14 protein-coding genes are annotated in these 14,898 nt (G+C 70.6%); 8 read left to right on the top strand and 6 right to left on the bottom strand.

Annotated features, from left to right (window positions below):
* Window positions 1-78: 78 nt before the first annotated feature.
* Both O1G22_RS44090 and O1G22_RS44085 read right to left on the bottom strand, forming a co-directional pair.
* Complete coding sequence (locus tag O1G22_RS44090) at window positions 79-858, bottom strand: glucose 1-dehydrogenase (protein ID WP_225102115.1); 780 nt, start codon at window positions 856-858, stop codon at window positions 79-81.
* A gap of 259 nt (window positions 859-1,117) precedes the next feature.
* The gene (locus O1G22_RS44085; protein WP_225102114.1) at window positions 1,118-1,747 is read right to left on the bottom strand and encodes an LUD domain-containing protein; all 630 of its coding nucleotides are present in this window, start codon (window positions 1,745-1,747) and stop codon (window positions 1,118-1,120) included.
* On the opposite strand from O1G22_RS44085, the gene O1G22_RS44080 reads away from it, so the two are divergent.
* Both O1G22_RS44080 and O1G22_RS44075 read left to right on the top strand, forming a co-directional pair.
* Window positions 1,746-3,482 carry an FAD-dependent monooxygenase gene (locus tag O1G22_RS44080; RefSeq protein ID WP_333492500.1) on the top strand — a complete coding sequence of 579 codons (1,737 nt, stop codon included), beginning with the start codon at window positions 1,746-1,748 and terminating at the stop codon, window positions 3,480-3,482. The genes O1G22_RS44085 and O1G22_RS44080 overlap by 2 nt on opposite strands.
* A 118-nt stretch (window positions 3,483-3,600) precedes the next feature.
* Window positions 3,601-4,644, top strand: a complete 1,044-nt coding sequence (locus O1G22_RS44075) for a 3-oxoacyl-[acyl-carrier-protein] synthase III C-terminal domain-containing protein (protein ID WP_225102112.1) — start codon at window positions 3,601-3,603, stop codon at window positions 4,642-4,644.
* A gap of 74 nt (window positions 4,645-4,718) precedes the next feature.
* Here the strand turns inward: O1G22_RS44075 and O1G22_RS44070 are convergent, their stop codons facing one another.
* Together O1G22_RS44070 and O1G22_RS44065 are read right to left on the bottom strand one after the other, a co-directional pair.
* Window positions 4,719-5,531: an LLM class F420-dependent oxidoreductase gene (locus O1G22_RS44070; protein ID WP_270086889.1), complete on the bottom strand. Its 813-nt coding sequence runs from the start codon at window positions 5,529-5,531 to the stop codon at window positions 4,719-4,721.
* Window positions 5,532-5,549: 18 nt separating this feature from the next.
* Window positions 5,550-6,722: a cytochrome P450 gene (locus O1G22_RS44065; RefSeq protein ID WP_225102111.1), complete on the bottom strand. Its 1,173-nt coding sequence runs from the start codon at window positions 6,720-6,722 to the stop codon at window positions 5,550-5,552.
* Between the two features lie 341 nt (window positions 6,723-7,063).
* Between O1G22_RS44065 and sigJ the strand changes: the two genes are divergently transcribed.
* From sigJ to O1G22_RS44050, 3 genes are all read left to right on the top strand, one after another.
* Entirely contained in the window at window positions 7,064-7,996 is a 933-nt protein-coding gene (sigJ, locus tag O1G22_RS44060; protein WP_225102110.1) for an RNA polymerase sigma factor SigJ, read from the top strand.
* A gap of 133 nt (window positions 7,997-8,129) precedes the next feature.
* Window positions 8,130-9,149 carry a ketoacyl-ACP synthase III family protein gene (locus O1G22_RS44055; protein WP_270086887.1) on the top strand — a complete coding sequence of 340 codons (1,020 nt, stop codon included), beginning with the start codon at window positions 8,130-8,132 and terminating at the stop codon, window positions 9,147-9,149.
* Window positions 9,150-9,208: 59 nt separating this feature from the next.
* Window positions 9,209-10,132: a LysR family transcriptional regulator gene (locus O1G22_RS44050; RefSeq protein WP_270086886.1), complete on the top strand. Its 924-nt coding sequence runs from the start codon at window positions 9,209-9,211 to the stop codon at window positions 10,130-10,132.
* A gap of 238 nt (window positions 10,133-10,370) precedes the next feature.
* Here O1G22_RS44050 and O1G22_RS44045 read toward each other — a convergent pair whose 3' ends face one another.
* Together O1G22_RS44045 and O1G22_RS44040 are read right to left on the bottom strand one after the other, a co-directional pair.
* Window positions 10,371-10,718 carry a hypothetical protein gene (locus tag O1G22_RS44045; protein WP_270086885.1) on the bottom strand — a complete coding sequence of 116 codons (348 nt, stop codon included), beginning with the start codon at window positions 10,716-10,718 and terminating at the stop codon, window positions 10,371-10,373.
* On the bottom strand, window positions 10,715-10,936 hold the full coding sequence (locus O1G22_RS44040) for a hypothetical protein (RefSeq protein ID WP_270086884.1): 222 nt from the start codon (window positions 10,934-10,936) through the stop codon (window positions 10,715-10,717). The genes O1G22_RS44045 and O1G22_RS44040 overlap by 4 nt, the downstream gene beginning before the upstream one ends.
* Before the next feature lie 301 nt (window positions 10,937-11,237).
* On the opposite strand from O1G22_RS44040, the gene O1G22_RS44035 reads away from it, so the two are divergent.
* The 3 genes from O1G22_RS44035 to O1G22_RS44025 all read left to right on the top strand — a co-directional run bounded on the left by O1G22_RS44035 (window position 11,238) and on the right by O1G22_RS44025 (window position 14,874).
* Window positions 11,238-11,804 carry an RNA polymerase sigma factor gene (locus O1G22_RS44035; protein WP_270086883.1) on the top strand — a complete coding sequence of 189 codons (567 nt, stop codon included), beginning with the start codon at window positions 11,238-11,240 and terminating at the stop codon, window positions 11,802-11,804.
* 134 nt (window positions 11,805-11,938) lie between these two features.
* The gene (locus O1G22_RS44030) at window positions 11,939-13,423 is read left to right on the top strand and encodes an MFS transporter (protein WP_270086882.1); all 1,485 of its coding nucleotides are present in this window, start codon (window positions 11,939-11,941) and stop codon (window positions 13,421-13,423) included.
* A gap of 248 nt (window positions 13,424-13,671) precedes the next feature.
* Window positions 13,672-14,874, top strand: coding sequence for a ScyD/ScyE family protein (locus O1G22_RS44025; RefSeq protein WP_270086881.1), 1,203 nt, complete (start codon window positions 13,672-13,674; stop codon window positions 14,872-14,874).
* Window positions 14,875-14,898 lie beyond the last annotated feature (24 nt).

Below are 14,898 nucleotides of genomic sequence, written 5' to 3'. Positions count from 1 at the left end.
GCAGGTGCAAGGCCTGCCCGGCGCTCGGCGGGAAAGCCCCCGCCCTCGATCTCGGGGGCGGGGGCTTTCCCTGTGCGCTCAGTCCGCCGGGGTGCCGGGGGCGTCGGCATGCTGCATCAGGGCGGCCTCCCCGGCCGTCCAGCCACCGTCCACGGCGATGTCCGCGCCCGTCATGTACGCGGCCGCATCGGAGACCAGGAAGGACACCGCCTCGCCTATCTCCTCCGGCACGCCGACCCGGCCCAGTGGGGCCAGCGGGAAGTTGCCCTCCCCGAGCCGCGCACCATGGGCCTCGGTCATCGGGGTGTGGACCAGGCCGGGGTGGACGGAGTTCACCCGGATCCGGTAGCGGCCCAGTTCCACCGCAGCCGTCTTGGTGAGGCCACGCAGACCCCACTTGGACGCCCCGTACCCCGAGGTCATGGGGTGCCCCGTCAGCGCCGTGGCGGAGCCGATGTTGACGATCGAGCCACCGCCGGCCGCCTTCATCGGCGCGATGACCGCCTTCAGCCCGAGGAACACCCCGGTCAGGTTGACCTTCAGGACTCGTTCGAACTGCTCCAGGGACTCGTTCTCGATCAGTGACCAGGAGTCCGTGCCGGCGTTGTTGACCAGGCCGTCCAGCCGGCCGTAGCGGTCGACCGTCGCTTCCACCACGGCACGCCAGTCGTCCTCGCTGGTCACGTCGTGGCGGAGGAACACACCCCCGATGTCGGCGGCGGCCTTCTCGCCTTCCTTGCTGTCCCGGCCGGTGACCACCACCCTGGCCCCGCCCCGGGCCATGCAGGCCGCCGTCGCCGCGCCCAGCCCGCCGGAGCCGCCCGTCACGATCACTACCTTGTCCTGCAGACCAGACATGGTCGTCCCCTCCTGGTGTTCATGCGAGGGACCGGCCGGAACGTACGTACGGCCGGTCCCTCGCCGTGGTGTCGTACACATGGCCGGGTCCGGCTGTCGCACTCGCGCGGACCCGGCACCCGAACCCGCCCTTCACCTGACCGCGCCCCGGCACCCGATCACACCGCACGACAGCCCGGCACCGGGGTGCCGGTACGGGGCGGCTGCCGCTGTGCTCACGCCGATCGGGCCCGAGGTGCGTGCGTGACTGCCGGTGGTGTCAGAATCCGATGGCTTCGCGGAGCAGCAGGAGGGTGACGCGCCCGGGGGCGGGCTCGGCGTTGAGGACGAGCAGGCGGTTGAGGGAGCTGGGCACTCCGTAAGCCTGCTTGCAGCGCTCGTCCTCCAGCGGGACGCAGTGTTCTTCGATGCGACGCAGCGCGGTGCTCAGGTCGGGCACGATCTTCTGCGCTCCGACGACCCAGATCACGCGCTGCGCGGCGCCCGAGTAACCGGCCAGCTGGCTGCCACTGGCCGAGGCGAACACCACGGAGCCGGTCTCCGTGACCGCGGCGGCGCTGCCCACGATGACGTCGGGGCAGGCGAGCAGCTGCCAGATCTCCTTGATCTGGGTGGCACGGTCCATGGTGGTGCTGCGTGCCTTGACGGAGTCGTAGCGTCCGCTGCCGTTGATGTCCTCGTCGATGCCGGACAGGCGGAGGGTCTCGCTGGCCCCGGTGAACACGGTGGCGCCCTCGGGGATCAGGTCCTTGATGCGGGCCCGCGCGGCGGCGGCGTCATCGAGGATCTCGACGTCGAAGTTCTTCTCCCTCAGCGCGGCGGCCACCTGCTCCAGGCGCTCGGCGGGCGCCGGTTCGGTGAACTGCGTCTGCAGAGCCGGGGTGTTCATGGTGTCTCCTGACTGGTTGAGTGTGTCAGCTCGCTGGACGATGCGTTCGTCTCATCAGTACGACAGGACAGCCCGCCGGAATGTGAGGCGAAGCCCTCCACAACCTGTCCGCAGTGTTGGTCGAGGCCGTGGAGACGCCTCTCCAACGAGCGCCGCTCGACGGCCACTTGACGGCCGCTGCCCTTGCCTTGACGGCGTACTCGGGCGGTGCCTAGCGTCAGACACCATGACAGCATCACGACAATCGGGGCAATCAGGGCAATCGCTGCCGGACCAGGTCCAGGTGCTGATCGTGGGCGCCGGTCCGGCCGGCATGGTGGCCGGCATCACCCTGGCCGGCTACGGGATCGATGTCCTGCTCGTCGAGAAGCGGGCCGAGCCGTCGGCCCTGTCGCGCGCCATGCTGATCAGTACCCGGACCATGGAACTGATGCGCCGATGGGGTCTGGAGGCAGCCGTACGCGCCAGGGCGGGCGACGTCGATGCGTACACGTACGTCACGGAGTCGCTGGCCGCCGGCACGGGCAGTGAGATCCCGATGGCCATCCCGACACAGGCCGAGGCGGCTCTGGTCAGCCCGACCCGGCCGGCCTGGGCGCCGCAGGACGACACGGAGTCGGTCCTGCTCGCCCATCTGCGCACGATGCCGACCGCGGCGGTGCGGATGGGATGCGAGCTGACCGGGCTCCGCCAGGATGACGACGGCGTCCGGGCCACCCTGCTGGACCCGCGGACCGGGAGCACCCACCCGCTCGAAGCGCGTTACGTGATCGGCGCGGACGGCCCGTACAGCACGGTGCGCGAGCAGCTCGGCATCGCCATGGAAGGCCTGGATCACCTGGGCGCCTACGAGGCGGTCCAGTTCCGGGCATCGATCAATCCCGATGTCGGGGACCGGAAACCCGCCGTCTACATGATCACCCGGCCGGACGCCGCCGGCTTCCTCAGCCGCCGGGGCCACGGGGACCGGTGGGCCTTCGCGCGGGGACGCACGCCGGACCAGGCCGGGCTGGCCGACCTCGAAGAAGCCGAGCTGGCAAAGCTGCTGGCCCGCGCCGCGGGCGTCGATACGCTCCGGCCGCGGATCGAGCGGTTCAGCAGCTTCGCGCTCGCCGCCATGCTCGCGGAGCGGTATCGGGAGGGCAGCGGCTTCCTGGTCGGCGACGCGGCCCACCGGATGACGCCACGGGGCGGCACCGGCATGAACACCGCGATCCAGGACGCCTTCGACCTCGGCTGGAAGCTCGCCTGGGTGTTGCGGGGATGGGCACCGGCCGACCTGCTCGACTCGTACGAGACCGAGCGCCGCCCGGTCGGCAAGCACAACGTGGACTTCTCCGCCGCACCGCCCACCGAGCCCGCCACCAGCGCCGAGACCCTGCCGTGGGACCTCAACGGGCGGCTGGCGCACCACTGGCTTCCGGCCCCGGACGGCGCCCCGGCGCCGACCGACCCGGTGAGCACCATCGACCTGGTCGGCGAGGGTCTCACCCTGCTCGCCGGGCCGCAGGGACAGCCCTGGACCGAGGCCGGGGCCCTCGCCACCGGGCCGATTCCGCTCGCCGTCCACCTGCTCGACGAGGGCACCGCCGACGCCCTCGGGCTGCGGCCCGGCGCGGCGATGCTCCTGCGCCCCGACTGCCGGGAGATCCGGCAGTGGTCGCACTACGACGAGGCCGACCCGCCGCGGGTCGGACACCTGGCCCCGGCCGCGCACTCGCTCCCCACTGTCTGAACACCTGTCAGGAGCCACGACCCGTCGGCGGGAGACTGCCCGTCGCCGGGTCCTCGTGCGCTCCTACGTGTTCACCGCCCGCAAGCACGGCCGCAACCGCCAACACGGAAGGCTCACCATGACACAGTCCTCCTATCCGGCTCTGATCCCCAGCGCTACCGACTTCACGGCGGGGGACGCGATCTACATCGCTTCAGCCGCGGCCGAGCTTCCGCCCGCCCTGTCCGTCGAGGACGCCGTCCGCGACGGACAATACCCGCAGGAGAGCGCCGACATAGCCGGATACAGCGGCGTCACCATCGCGAAGGAATCAACCACCATCCTGGACCTCGCGGCCGGTGCCGCCTCGTCGGCCATCGCGCGTTCCACCGTACCGGCCACCGATATCCGCAGCGTGCTGTTCGTGAGCGTGTTCCCCTTCACGCACACGCCCCTTTACAACGTTCCCGCAGCAATCGCCGAAGCCGTCCGCTCTCCTTGCGCCTTCGCCACCCAGCTCTCGAACGCGTCCTGCGCTGCCGGTGTGGATGCCCTCGTCATGGCCGGGCACCGCTTGCTGGTCACCGACGACCGGGCCGCCCTCGTGGTCGCCGGCGATCTGTGGCGCCAGCCCCACATCGATCGCTTCAACTGCAACCCCAACTTCGTGTTCGCCGACGGCGCCGCCGCCGTCGTGCTCAGCCGCGAGGCCGGGTACGCCCGTCTCCTCTCCGGAGCGACCCTCACCGATCCCACCCTGAGCGGGCTGCACGCCGACGTCCCCTCGGCGCGCACGGCCGTCGACATCAGCGCGCGCGCCCGCGCGTTCTTCGAGACCCGCATGACCCCCGACGAGGCTCACGAACGCCTCGAAGCCGCTTTGACGTCCACGGTCGACGCCGCCCTCTCCCTGGCCGGTGTCGACCTGGACGATGTCGCCTATGTGCTCCTGCCGGCCATCGGGAGGGCCTTCCTCCAGCGGTACCTGGACATGCTGAACGTGCCCCTTTCCCGCACCGCGTGGGACTACTACGCGACGACGAGCCACATCGGTCCCGGCGACCAGTTCAGCGCGCTGTCGTATCTCATGGACCACGACCGGTGCAGCAGCGGTGATGTCGTTCTCCTGATCGGCGAGGGAGTGGGATTCCAGTTCAGCGCCGCAGTACTCAAGGTGCAGTAGTCCGAGGGCGACTTCGGTCGCGTCGCGCGTCCGGCCGGCGGTTCGGCGAACCGCCGGCCGGACGCGCGACCGTGTCAGTCCAGCAACCCGGCCATCCGGTCAAGGCGGCGCAGGGTCTCGTCGCGCGGCGCGGGCGGCAGGTTGAAGGTGATCTCGTCCACCCCCGCCTCCGTCAGGCCCACCACGGCCTGGGGCTCGGGCGCGGCCGCGTGCACCACCACCGGCACCCGCCGCCCGGCACGCTCCCGCAGCTCGGCGATGCCGGCGGCGAGCACCTCGGGGTTCGCGGCGTACGGGAACCAGCCGTCGCCGTACTCCAGCACCCGGTCGAACGTTCCCGGCCCCCAGCCACCGACCAGCACGGGTATCGGGTGGAGCGGCTTCGGCCAGGAGTACGCCGGGGGGAAGTCCACGTACTTGCCGTGGAACTCGGCCTGTTCGCGGGTCCACAGCTCCTTCATCGCCAGGACGCGCTCGCGCATCAGCGCCATCCGGGTGCGCGGGTCGGTGCCGTGGTCGCGCATCTCCTCCCGGTTCCAGCCGGCGCCGATACCGAGGACGGCGCGGCCGCCGGACACCTGGTCCAGCGAGGCCATCTCCTTGGCGAAGACGATCGGGTCGCGCTGGGGGATCAGCGCGATGCCGGTGCCCAGCCGCAGCCGCTGGGTGGCGACGGCGGCGGCGGTGAGCACCACGACCGGGTCGAACGTGCGGTAATAGACTTCGGGCAGCTCACCTCCGCCAGGGAACGGCGTGTCCCGGCTGACCGGGATATGGCTGTGCTCGGTCACGAACAGCGAGTCGAACCCGCGTTCCTCCAGCGCTGCCCCGAGCTCGTCGGGCGCGATCCCCTTGTCGGTCACGAACGTCGATACGCCGAATTTCATGTGCGGTCACCTAACCGGTCAGCGGAGCTTGATCGTGGTGGGCAGCGAGGAGAACCCACGGATGTTGGTGGTGTAGACGCGGACGATCCGGTCCGGGTCGATCTCGTACGCGCTGATCCGGGCCGCGAGTTCGTCCAGGACGATCCGAGCCTCCAGCCGGGCCAGCGGAGCACCGAGGCAGAAGTGCGGGCCGCCCCCGAAACTGATCGCGCGGTGGGTGTCCCGGCCGAGGTCGAAGCGTTCCGCGTCCGCGAACACCTCGGGGTCGCGGTTGGCGGCGCCGATCAGCAGCAGGACGCGCGCGCCCTTCGGCAGCCGGACGCCGTGCAGGGTCCGGTCCTCGGTGAGCGTGCGGACCAGGTACTGGATGGGAGTGTCGTAACGCAGGGTCTCCTCGACCCAGTTCGTGATCTGCCCGTCGAAGGCGCGGGCGCGCTGCTCGGGATGCCGCCATGCCCAGTACCAGGCGTTGCCCAGCAGCCGCAGGCTCGTTTCATAGCCGGCCGTGACCAGCAGCCCCAGCAGGGCGATGATCTGCTGGTCGGTCAGGGGGGAGCCGTCGACCGACGCCTGCGCCAGCGTGGTCAGCAGGTCTGTGCCCGGCGTGCGGCGCCGCTCGTCGACCCAGCGCACGTAGTGTTCCGCCAGCGCGCCCATCGCCTGGGCGTTCTCGGGCGTGAGGTCGCGGGCGCCCGGCGGGCGGTGGAACGCGAGGTTGATCAGGCGGCGCGCCTCCGCCCGGTCGTCGGCCGGGACCCCGATCAGTTCCGAGATCACGTCCATCGGGACCGTGGCCGCCACATCGGTGACGAAGTCGAACGATTCGCGCTCCATTGCCGGTTCGAGGTGGGTGCGCACGATGTCGCGGATCCGCGGCTCCAGTCCGGCCATGCGCCGGGGGCTGAACACCGCCGACACCAGGGCCCGCGTCCGGGTGTGCTCGGGCGGGTCCATGGCGTTGAACGACATCACCTTGTGCGCGTCGGTTCCCCAGATGGCGGAGTCCAGCAGGGGACCGTTGGCGCTGGAGAACCCCGCCGAGTCACGCAACGCGGCGTCCACATCCGCGTGCCGGGACAGCGCCCAGATGTCCAGGTCTTCGTTGTGATGGACGGGCGCCGTCTCCCGGAGCCGCGCGTACAGCGGGTAAGGGTCAACGTTGAGCTGCTCGTCGTAGGGGCTGTACTCCACTGCCACTCTCCATCGCCTCCCGTTGTGATGGTTCGAGAGTTCCTGCGCCGGTGTCGCGGAGCAGCAGGGCGGTGCCGCGTCCCCGGGCAGGACTCCGCGTTCAGGATGTGCGCGCGGTCGATGGTGCTCGGCTCCCGTGGACCTTCTCGGCCCGCTCGACTTCCGCTCAAGCGCTCCCTCGACGCGGCGCGACACGGTGCTCAGGTCGGGCATCATGTGCTTGTTTCACCAGTACGACAAAGCAGCTCCCCGGAATGTGAGGCGAGGCGCCGGTCTCATGTCCACATGTGTTGCTGTGCCGAAGTGGTGAGGGCAGATGCGACGGAGGGATGGGTGAGGCGATGACCACCGAATCGGAGCCGGAGCACGACCGGTCCGATCCAAGCCTGAGCGTGATCATGAGCGAGCGGCGTCAGTTAATCAATCTCGCCTACCGGCTTCTCGGCTCGCTGGCCGATGCCGAGGACGCCGTCCAGGAGACCTACGCCCGGTGGTACGCGATGCCGCGCGAGGATCAGGACGCCATCGAATCCCCGGGCGCCTGGCTGACGACGGTGACCAGCCGTGTCTGCCTCAACCTGCTCGGCTCGGCCCGGGTTCGGCGCGAGACGTATGTGGGCGAATGGATCCCGGAGCCGCTTCCGGAACGCACGGAGTGGTCCACGGCGCGGTCGGGCGGCACGCACATGGACCCGGCCGACCGGGTCACCCTCGACGAGTCGGTCAGCATGGCGTTCCTCGTCGTGCTGGAGTCGATGACCCCGGCCGAGCGGGTGGCCTTCGTCCTGCACGACGTCTTCCGCTACTCCTTCGCCGAGGTGGCCGAGATCGTCGGCCGGACGCCGGCGGCCTGCCGCCAGTTGGCCTCCTCCGCCCGCCGCCGCGTCAGCTCCTCGCGGGCCTCCGCGACCTCGACGGTCCGGCAGGCCGACATCGTCAGGGGGTTCAAGCAGGTGTGGGAGGCCAAGGACATCGGCGGCCTCATCGGCCTGCTCGATCCCAACGCCACGGTGATCGCCGACGGCGGCGGCGTGGTCTCCGCCGTGTCCCGGCCGGTCGAGGGCGGCGAGCTGATCGCGCGCGCCTGCGTCGATCTCGCCGAGCGGGCACCTTTGACGATCCTGGAGCGTACGGTCAACGGTCAGCCCGGGCTGGTGAGCCTGCAGGACGGCCTCACGGTGGCGGTGCTGGCCTTCGATGTCGTCGACGACCGGATCAAGCACATCTGGGCGGTGCTCAACCCCGAGAAGCTGCGGCCCTGGACGACGGTCTGATCCGTATTACGGCACCTCGCCTGACATTCCGGCAGGTTCTCCTGTCGTACTCACGAGCGAACGACCCGCCACACACCACCAGCGAGGGGGCACCATGAATACCCCGGTTCCGGCAACGCCCACCTTCCCGGCCTTGGCCCCCAGCGCTATCGACTTCACGTCGGGGCCCGGACTCCACATCGCCTCGGCGGCAGCCCAGATCCCACCTGCTCTGCCCCTCGAACAAGCCGTTCGCGACGGGCTGATCTCGGAAGAAGACGCCAAGATCACCGGATACAGCGCCGTCACCGTCGCGAAGGAATCGGACACCCTCCTCGACCTCGCGTACGCCGCCGCCCTGGCGGCCACCACGCGCGCGGACATGTCCGGCACGGACATCGGCGCCGTGTTCTTCGTGAGCGTATTTCCCTTCACCCGCCCGCCGCTGTACAGCGTGGCCACGGCAATCGCCGAGGCCGTCCGCTCTCCGTGTGCCTTCGCCGCCGAGATGTCGGGCGGGTGCGCGGCCGGGCTCAACTCCCTCACCCTCGCCGCGCATCGCCTGCTCGCCTCCCAGGACCGCGCCGCCCTCGTCGTCGCCGGTGATGTGTGGCGCCAGCCCCACATCGATCGCTTCAACTGCGAACCGGGCTACATATTCGCCGACGGCGCCGCCGCCGTCGTACTCAGTCGCGAGGCCGGGTACGCCCGTCTCCTCTCCGCCGCGACCCTCACCGATCCCACCCTGAGCGGCCTGCACGCTCCCGTTCCCTCGACCCGGACACCGGTCGACATCACCGCGCGCGCTCACGCGTTCCTCAAGAACCGGATGGGCACGGACGCGGTTCTCGGCCGCCTCCGGTCCGGTCTGACGTCCACGATCGACGCCGCCCTTTCCCAGGCCCGTGTCAGCCTGGCCGACGTGGCCCACGTCATCGTCCCGGCCATCGGGGAGCCGTTCCTGTACCGGAATTACCTCGACCCACTGGGCATACCCGTTTCTCGCTCCACGTGGGACTACTCCGAGGTGACCGGACACACAGGCGCTGCCGACCAGTTCGGTGCCCTCGCACATCTCGTGGACACCGACCGGTGCAGCAGCGGTGATGTCATTCTCATGATTGCCGAGGGCCTCGGATTCCAATGGAGCGTCGTGGTTCTCGAAGTCCAGTAGACATACGGGACCGCCAGAAGCCCAAGTGCTGACCTGTCCCACTGTTAGCATTTCTGCTTATGGAGCTCAGGCAGCTGAAGTATCTCGTCACGGTGGTCGAGGAAGCCAGCTTCACGCACGCGGCGACCAAACTGCATGTGGCCCAGCCTGGTGTGAGCGCCCAAGTACGCCAGCTGGAGCGGGAGTTGGGCGAAACCTTGCTGGACCGCTCCGGCCGCGGCGTCCGCCCGACCGCGGCCGGGGAGGCGATCCTCCCCTACGCCCGGGCCGCGCTGGCGGCGGTGGAGGGTGCACGCGCCTCCATCGACGAGCTCACCGGACTGGTCCGCGGTCAGGTGCGGATCGGGGCGCTGCCCTCCATGGCGTCCATCGATCTGCCCGAGGTGCTGGCGGGTTTCCATCGCCGGCACCCGGACGTCGACATCTCGCTCGCCGAGGGCACCGCCGAGCATCTGGCCCTGGAACTGCACGCCGGCCGCCTGGACCTGGCCCTGCTCGGAGCGGGGGTGCTGCCGCCGGGCGTGGCGACTCAGGTCGTCGCGGACGAAGCACTCGTCGCCGCGGTGCATCCGTCGGATCCCCTGGCACGGCGGGAGCGCATCACCGCCGGCGCGCTGCGCGACCGCCCGCTGATCAGCCTGCCGACCGGCACCGGACTGCGGGCCTGCGCCGACGAGGCGTGTGCGGCGGCCGGTTTCCAGCCGCACATCGCCTTGGAGGCGGGCGATCCGCACATGGTGACACGGTTCGCGGCGCGCGGGTTGGGCGTCGCCCTGGTCTCGGAGTCGTTGGCCCGGGCGCACGCACCGGAGGTCAGCACCGTCACCATCGTCCGCGCACCACGGGCGCGCATCCTGCTCGCCTGGCGGGCGGACGGGCCGGCCGGCCCGGCGGCCCGGGCGCTCATCCGCCACGCCCGCGCCGCTCTACCGGACCTCCCCCGGTCCCGCCCGAACTCCTCGCACCCCGGCCAGGAAAGCTGAGGCAGCGTCAGGCTGGAGCCGGCGAACCGTCCCGCCCCGGCCTTCCCGGTCGTGGCCGGGCCGGGCGGGGGCGGGCAGCGGCGCCGACCGCAGGCCCAGCCGGTCGCGGCCGGTCCCCGGGTCCTGTCGTCACACTCCCGTCGTCCGCCGAAGGGCGGGCCTCGCGGCGTCAGGCGCGTGTTCCGGTGCGGCGAGCGCTGGTCTGCGACCGCGGCAGCGCGGCCGCGGCCGGTCGTCGTCAGGGGCGGCTGTCGGCGGCCAGGGCAGGTCCCAGTCCGCCCAGGGTGATCATCGAGTGGACCCCCTCGACGGTGGCCTCGACCTCGAACCGCGAACGGTGGGTGGGCGGGCAGCCGATCAGATCAGCCGCCAGGTTGGGCGGCAGCGACCCCGCGGGCGGCCGATCGCCTTCCCACACCATCACCGCGCCCCATCGGTTGTGCTCCTGGTCGGCGATCCAGAACTTCACACGCAGCCCGGGGACCGAGGCCCAGGGCCGGACCGCGCCCTTCCGCAGATGCTCGCGCAGGCTCTCGATGGTCTGGGACGAGCCGTCCAGCTCCCACCAGGCGATGTCCACTCTCACCGGCCGAGCACCCCCTGCCCGCGGCTCGCCTCGGCCGGCCCGGTGCCCAGGCCCGGCCGCGGGCCGAGCACACGGGGGCAGCCGGTCCGCGGGCGCTCCGCCTCGCGGCCGTATCCCCGGCGGGCGGGGAGTCCGGGCCCGTTGGCCTGCTCGGTGGGCTCGGCCGACGTGCGCCGACCGGCCGCGGCTTCCTGACTCGGCGTAACGACGTTTCCCATCGGCTCTCTCCTGTGCGGATGGACGGGACCGCTGCGTGGCAGGGATGCATGAACTCGCCGCTCGATAGTTGCTCATCGTGCGTAATCGGTTGACAGCGCAGCGTGTGAGCCGCACCACACGTCGCCGCATAACGGACAGTTCTGACAGTCAGAAGATGTGGCTCTCCGTCGTCGATTGACTCGCGTTCGATCGCCGTGTGACGCTCTCCCGGTCCGGGCCAGTCGACACCGCACCACGTCCGGGAGCGGCCCCCCGGCCCTCCCGCAAAGTGTCGGAAGAACAAGCGGGAGAACGGACAGCATGGAACGGAAAACTGCCTGCGGCGTCCTGGAACACCCCACAGAACACCCCACGGATCGCGGTTCAGCCCCGGAATCCCCGACCGTCGCCTCGCTCTTCTCCAGCCATTACGCCCACCTCTTGAGGCTCGCCCGATTACTGGGAGCCGAGGAGGAGTCCGAGGACCTGGTGGCTGAGGCATTCTGCGAACTGCACCGCCGCTGGACCGCGCTGCGCACCGACGGGGCCGCCGTCGGGTACCTGCGGTCCACCGTGAGCAATCTGGCGCGCATGCACATCCGCCGCAAGCAGGTGGTCCGGCGGCGCTTCCCCGCCCTGACCGACGTCCCCGAGTTCTGCCGCTCCGCGGAGCAGTCGGTGCTCGCCCGGCACGGCCACCAGGCCGTGGTGCACGCCCTCGGCGAGCTGCCCCGCCGGCAGCGCGAGGCCATCGTGCTGCGCTACTGGATGGGCTTCCAGGACACGGAGATAGCGGAAGCCATGGACATCTCCCACGGGACGGTCAAGGCACACATCTTCCGGGGAATGGCCGGGCTGAAGCGCTCCCTGGCCGACGGAGAGTGGTGAGCGGCCGCACCGCCTGACGCAGAAGCAGATCTTCTGGCAGACAGAAAAACAAGCTCTTGGACTTCTGAAGATCCCGCGGGCACGGTGGAAGAGCCCACACACCTCGTCTCGGCTACGGACGGACAGGGATCTACATGGACACAAAGAACACCGAGCCCACCTCACGCGGAGCCTGGCTCGCCGTGGCGGTGCTCGCCGGGGGTCTGTTCGCGGCGGTGGTGTCGACCACCGTCGTCAGCGTGGCCCTGCCCACCATCGGCCGCGAACTGCACGCCGGTGCAACGCAGTCGGCGTGGATCGTGGACGCCTACGTCCTCGTCTACGCGAGCCTGCTGGTGGCCGGCGGTGTCATCGGCGACCGGCGCGGCCGCAAGGGCCTGTTCCTGATCGGCGTGGCGACCTTCGGCCTGGGCGCTCTGGTGACCGGCGTGGCGCCGAACACCGGAGTCCTCCTGATAGGCCGGGTCGTCCAGGGACTGGGGCCGGCCCTGCTGGTGCCGGGCAGCCTCACCATCATCCGCGCCATCTTCGAGGAACCGGGCAAGCGCGCCACCGCCATCGGTCTGTGGTCGACCAGCTCCGGCCTCGCGCTGGCGGTCGGCCCGGCGCTCGGCGGGGTCATCGTCAACGGCCTGGGCTGGCGCTGGGTGTTCCTGGTCAACGTGCCCTTCAGCGCCCTGCTGGTGGTCCTGGGGGCCCGCCTCATCCCGCGGGTGGAGCGCAATCCGGCGACCAGCCGCTTCGACTGGGCCGGGGCGGTCCTCAGCACCCTGTCCATGGCGGCCGTCGCCTTCGGGATCATCGAGGGCCCCGAGTGGGGCTGGGCCTCCCCGCGTATCCTCGCCGCCTTCGCCGCAGGCCTCGTCGCCCTCGGCCTCTTCGTCGGCTGGGAACTGCGCAGGCCCGAACCGCTGGTCGACATCAAGCTCTTCCGGCACTCCGCGTTCACCGTGGCCAACGTCGCCGCCATGATCGTCTTCTTCGCCTTCGTCGGCGCGATCGTGTACTTCAGCGCCTACTTCCAGAACGTCCAGGGCCACTCGCCCATCGAGGCCGGACTCGACGTCTCGGCCATCGGTGTGGCTTTCGCCCTCGCCGCGCCGCTCTCCGGTCGCATGGTGGCCAGGATCGGCCCGTTCTGGCCGATGTTCGCCGGGCTGGCGGTCAGCGGGGTGGCCACCCTGGGACTGCTGCGCCTGGGTCCGAACACCGGGATCGGCGCCATCTGGTGGGACTTCGCCCTGGTCGGCGGCGGTGTCGGACTGAGCCTGACACCGATGACCACGACCGCGATCGCCTCCGTCGAGGCCTCCCGTGCCGGGATGGCCTCCGCCGTCCACAACGCACTGCGCCAGCTCGGCCAGGTGCTCGGCGTCGCCATCCTCGGCGTCCTCGTCTACGCGAAGCTTCCCCACAGCCACAAGGGCGGCGGCCGCCTCGCCCCGCACACCGGCGACCTCTTCGTCACAGGACTGCACCACGCCATCTGGGTCTGCGGCTGCGTCCTGCTGGCCGCCGCGGCCATGGTCGCCCTCCTCGCGGCGAGCAGCCGTAAGCCCATGGCCGGGGCCGCGCGGCCCTCCGGCGAAGCCACGCGCGCGGCGCCGGCCTCCCGCTGACGCTCCGGCGCATTCCCTTCGCACACAGGTGATTCCTGCAGCCACCCTCACCGGCGCACCGCGCCGCCAAGTCGGCACCAACTTGATCGACAGTCACGGACAAGCCGTGTGATCAATGCTGAGGCGCCAGAACCAGAAGCAGGGGGCGGGTCATACCGCAACAGATGCGAGTCGGTCGCGGTGCGTCCTGGCGTGAATACCAGTCACCTAGTCGTGGATTCACTCGAACCGGAGGGAATGAGGCCAAGATGTGGCGTCTCAAAACAAGCCGGACGCTGGCCGCCGGTGTGGCAGCGGCGGCAGCGCTCGTCAGTCTGGGAGCCGGACCATCGGGGGTGACGGCCCAGGCCGCCACCCAGTCCCACCGTCCGACCGGCCATCTCACCAGCGACGCGCCGGTCACCGTCGTGGCCGGCGGCCTGAACTCGCCCCGGAGCCTGGCGTGGGGACGCCACGGCCACCTCCTGGTCTCCGAGGCCGGGGCAACGCCCCCGGCGTGCCAGGGCACCGGCTTCGCCACCAAGTGCTACGGCCTCACCGGGTCGGTCGCGGACATCTCTTCCGGCAAGCCGGTGCGGATCGCCGAGGGACTGGCGACGAACTTCAACCAGGAAGAGACGATCGGCCCCAACGGCCTGACCGTCGGGCCCAACGGCCACGTCTACACCCTTTCGGCGGGCTCGCCCGAGCAGGTCCCGTCCGGTCTGCCGGCGGACCTGACCGCGGAGCTGGGCAAGCAGTACGGGTCGCTGATGGACGTCACCGGCGGGCGGCGCAAGGTCATCGCCAACCCCGGTTCGGCCAACTGGCAGTGGACGACGGACCACAAGTACCTCGTGCCCGAGGACTTCCCCGCCTCCAACCCCTACGCGCTGACCAACAAGCCGGGCGGCGGCTTCTACCTGGTGGACGCGGCGTCGAACACGCTGGACTCCGTCGACCGGCACGGAAACGTCCGCGTGCTCGCCTTCGTCCCCAACACCCCGGCCGGTACCGACGCCGTTCCCACCTGCCTCGCCGTGGGCCCGGACCACTCGGTGTACATCGGCCAGATCACGGGGCACGGCAACTCGGCCACCGCGGCCAACGTGTACCGGTACTCGCCGCGCACGGGCAGCCTGAAGGTCTGGCAGAGCGGCTTCAGCGCCATCAGCGGCTGCGGCTTCGGCGCCAACGGTGACTTCTACGTGACCCAGTTCGACACCACCGGCTTCCTGCCGACCGGTGACCCCGTCGGCAACGTCATCCAGATCGACCACCGCGACAACTCCCGCACCGTCCTCGCGGACGGAAAGCTGTTCGCGCCCACCGGCTTCCTGGCGGGCCCCGACGGCTCCGTCTACGTGGCCAACAAGACGATGATGTGGCCGGCCTGCACGGACGCGCCGGCCTGCACCTCCTCGTCCTCGATCCCGGCCACCGGCAGCGGCGAGATCGTCAAGATCGGCTGATCCCCTCCGGTCGCCCCGCCGCGG

It is taken from the genome of Streptomyces camelliae, assembly GCF_027625935.1.
GTDB classification, from domain to species: domain Bacteria; phylum Actinomycetota; class Actinomycetes; order Streptomycetales; family Streptomycetaceae; genus Streptomyces; species Streptomyces camelliae.
This window is presented reverse-complemented; position numbering and strand designations above follow the sequence as displayed.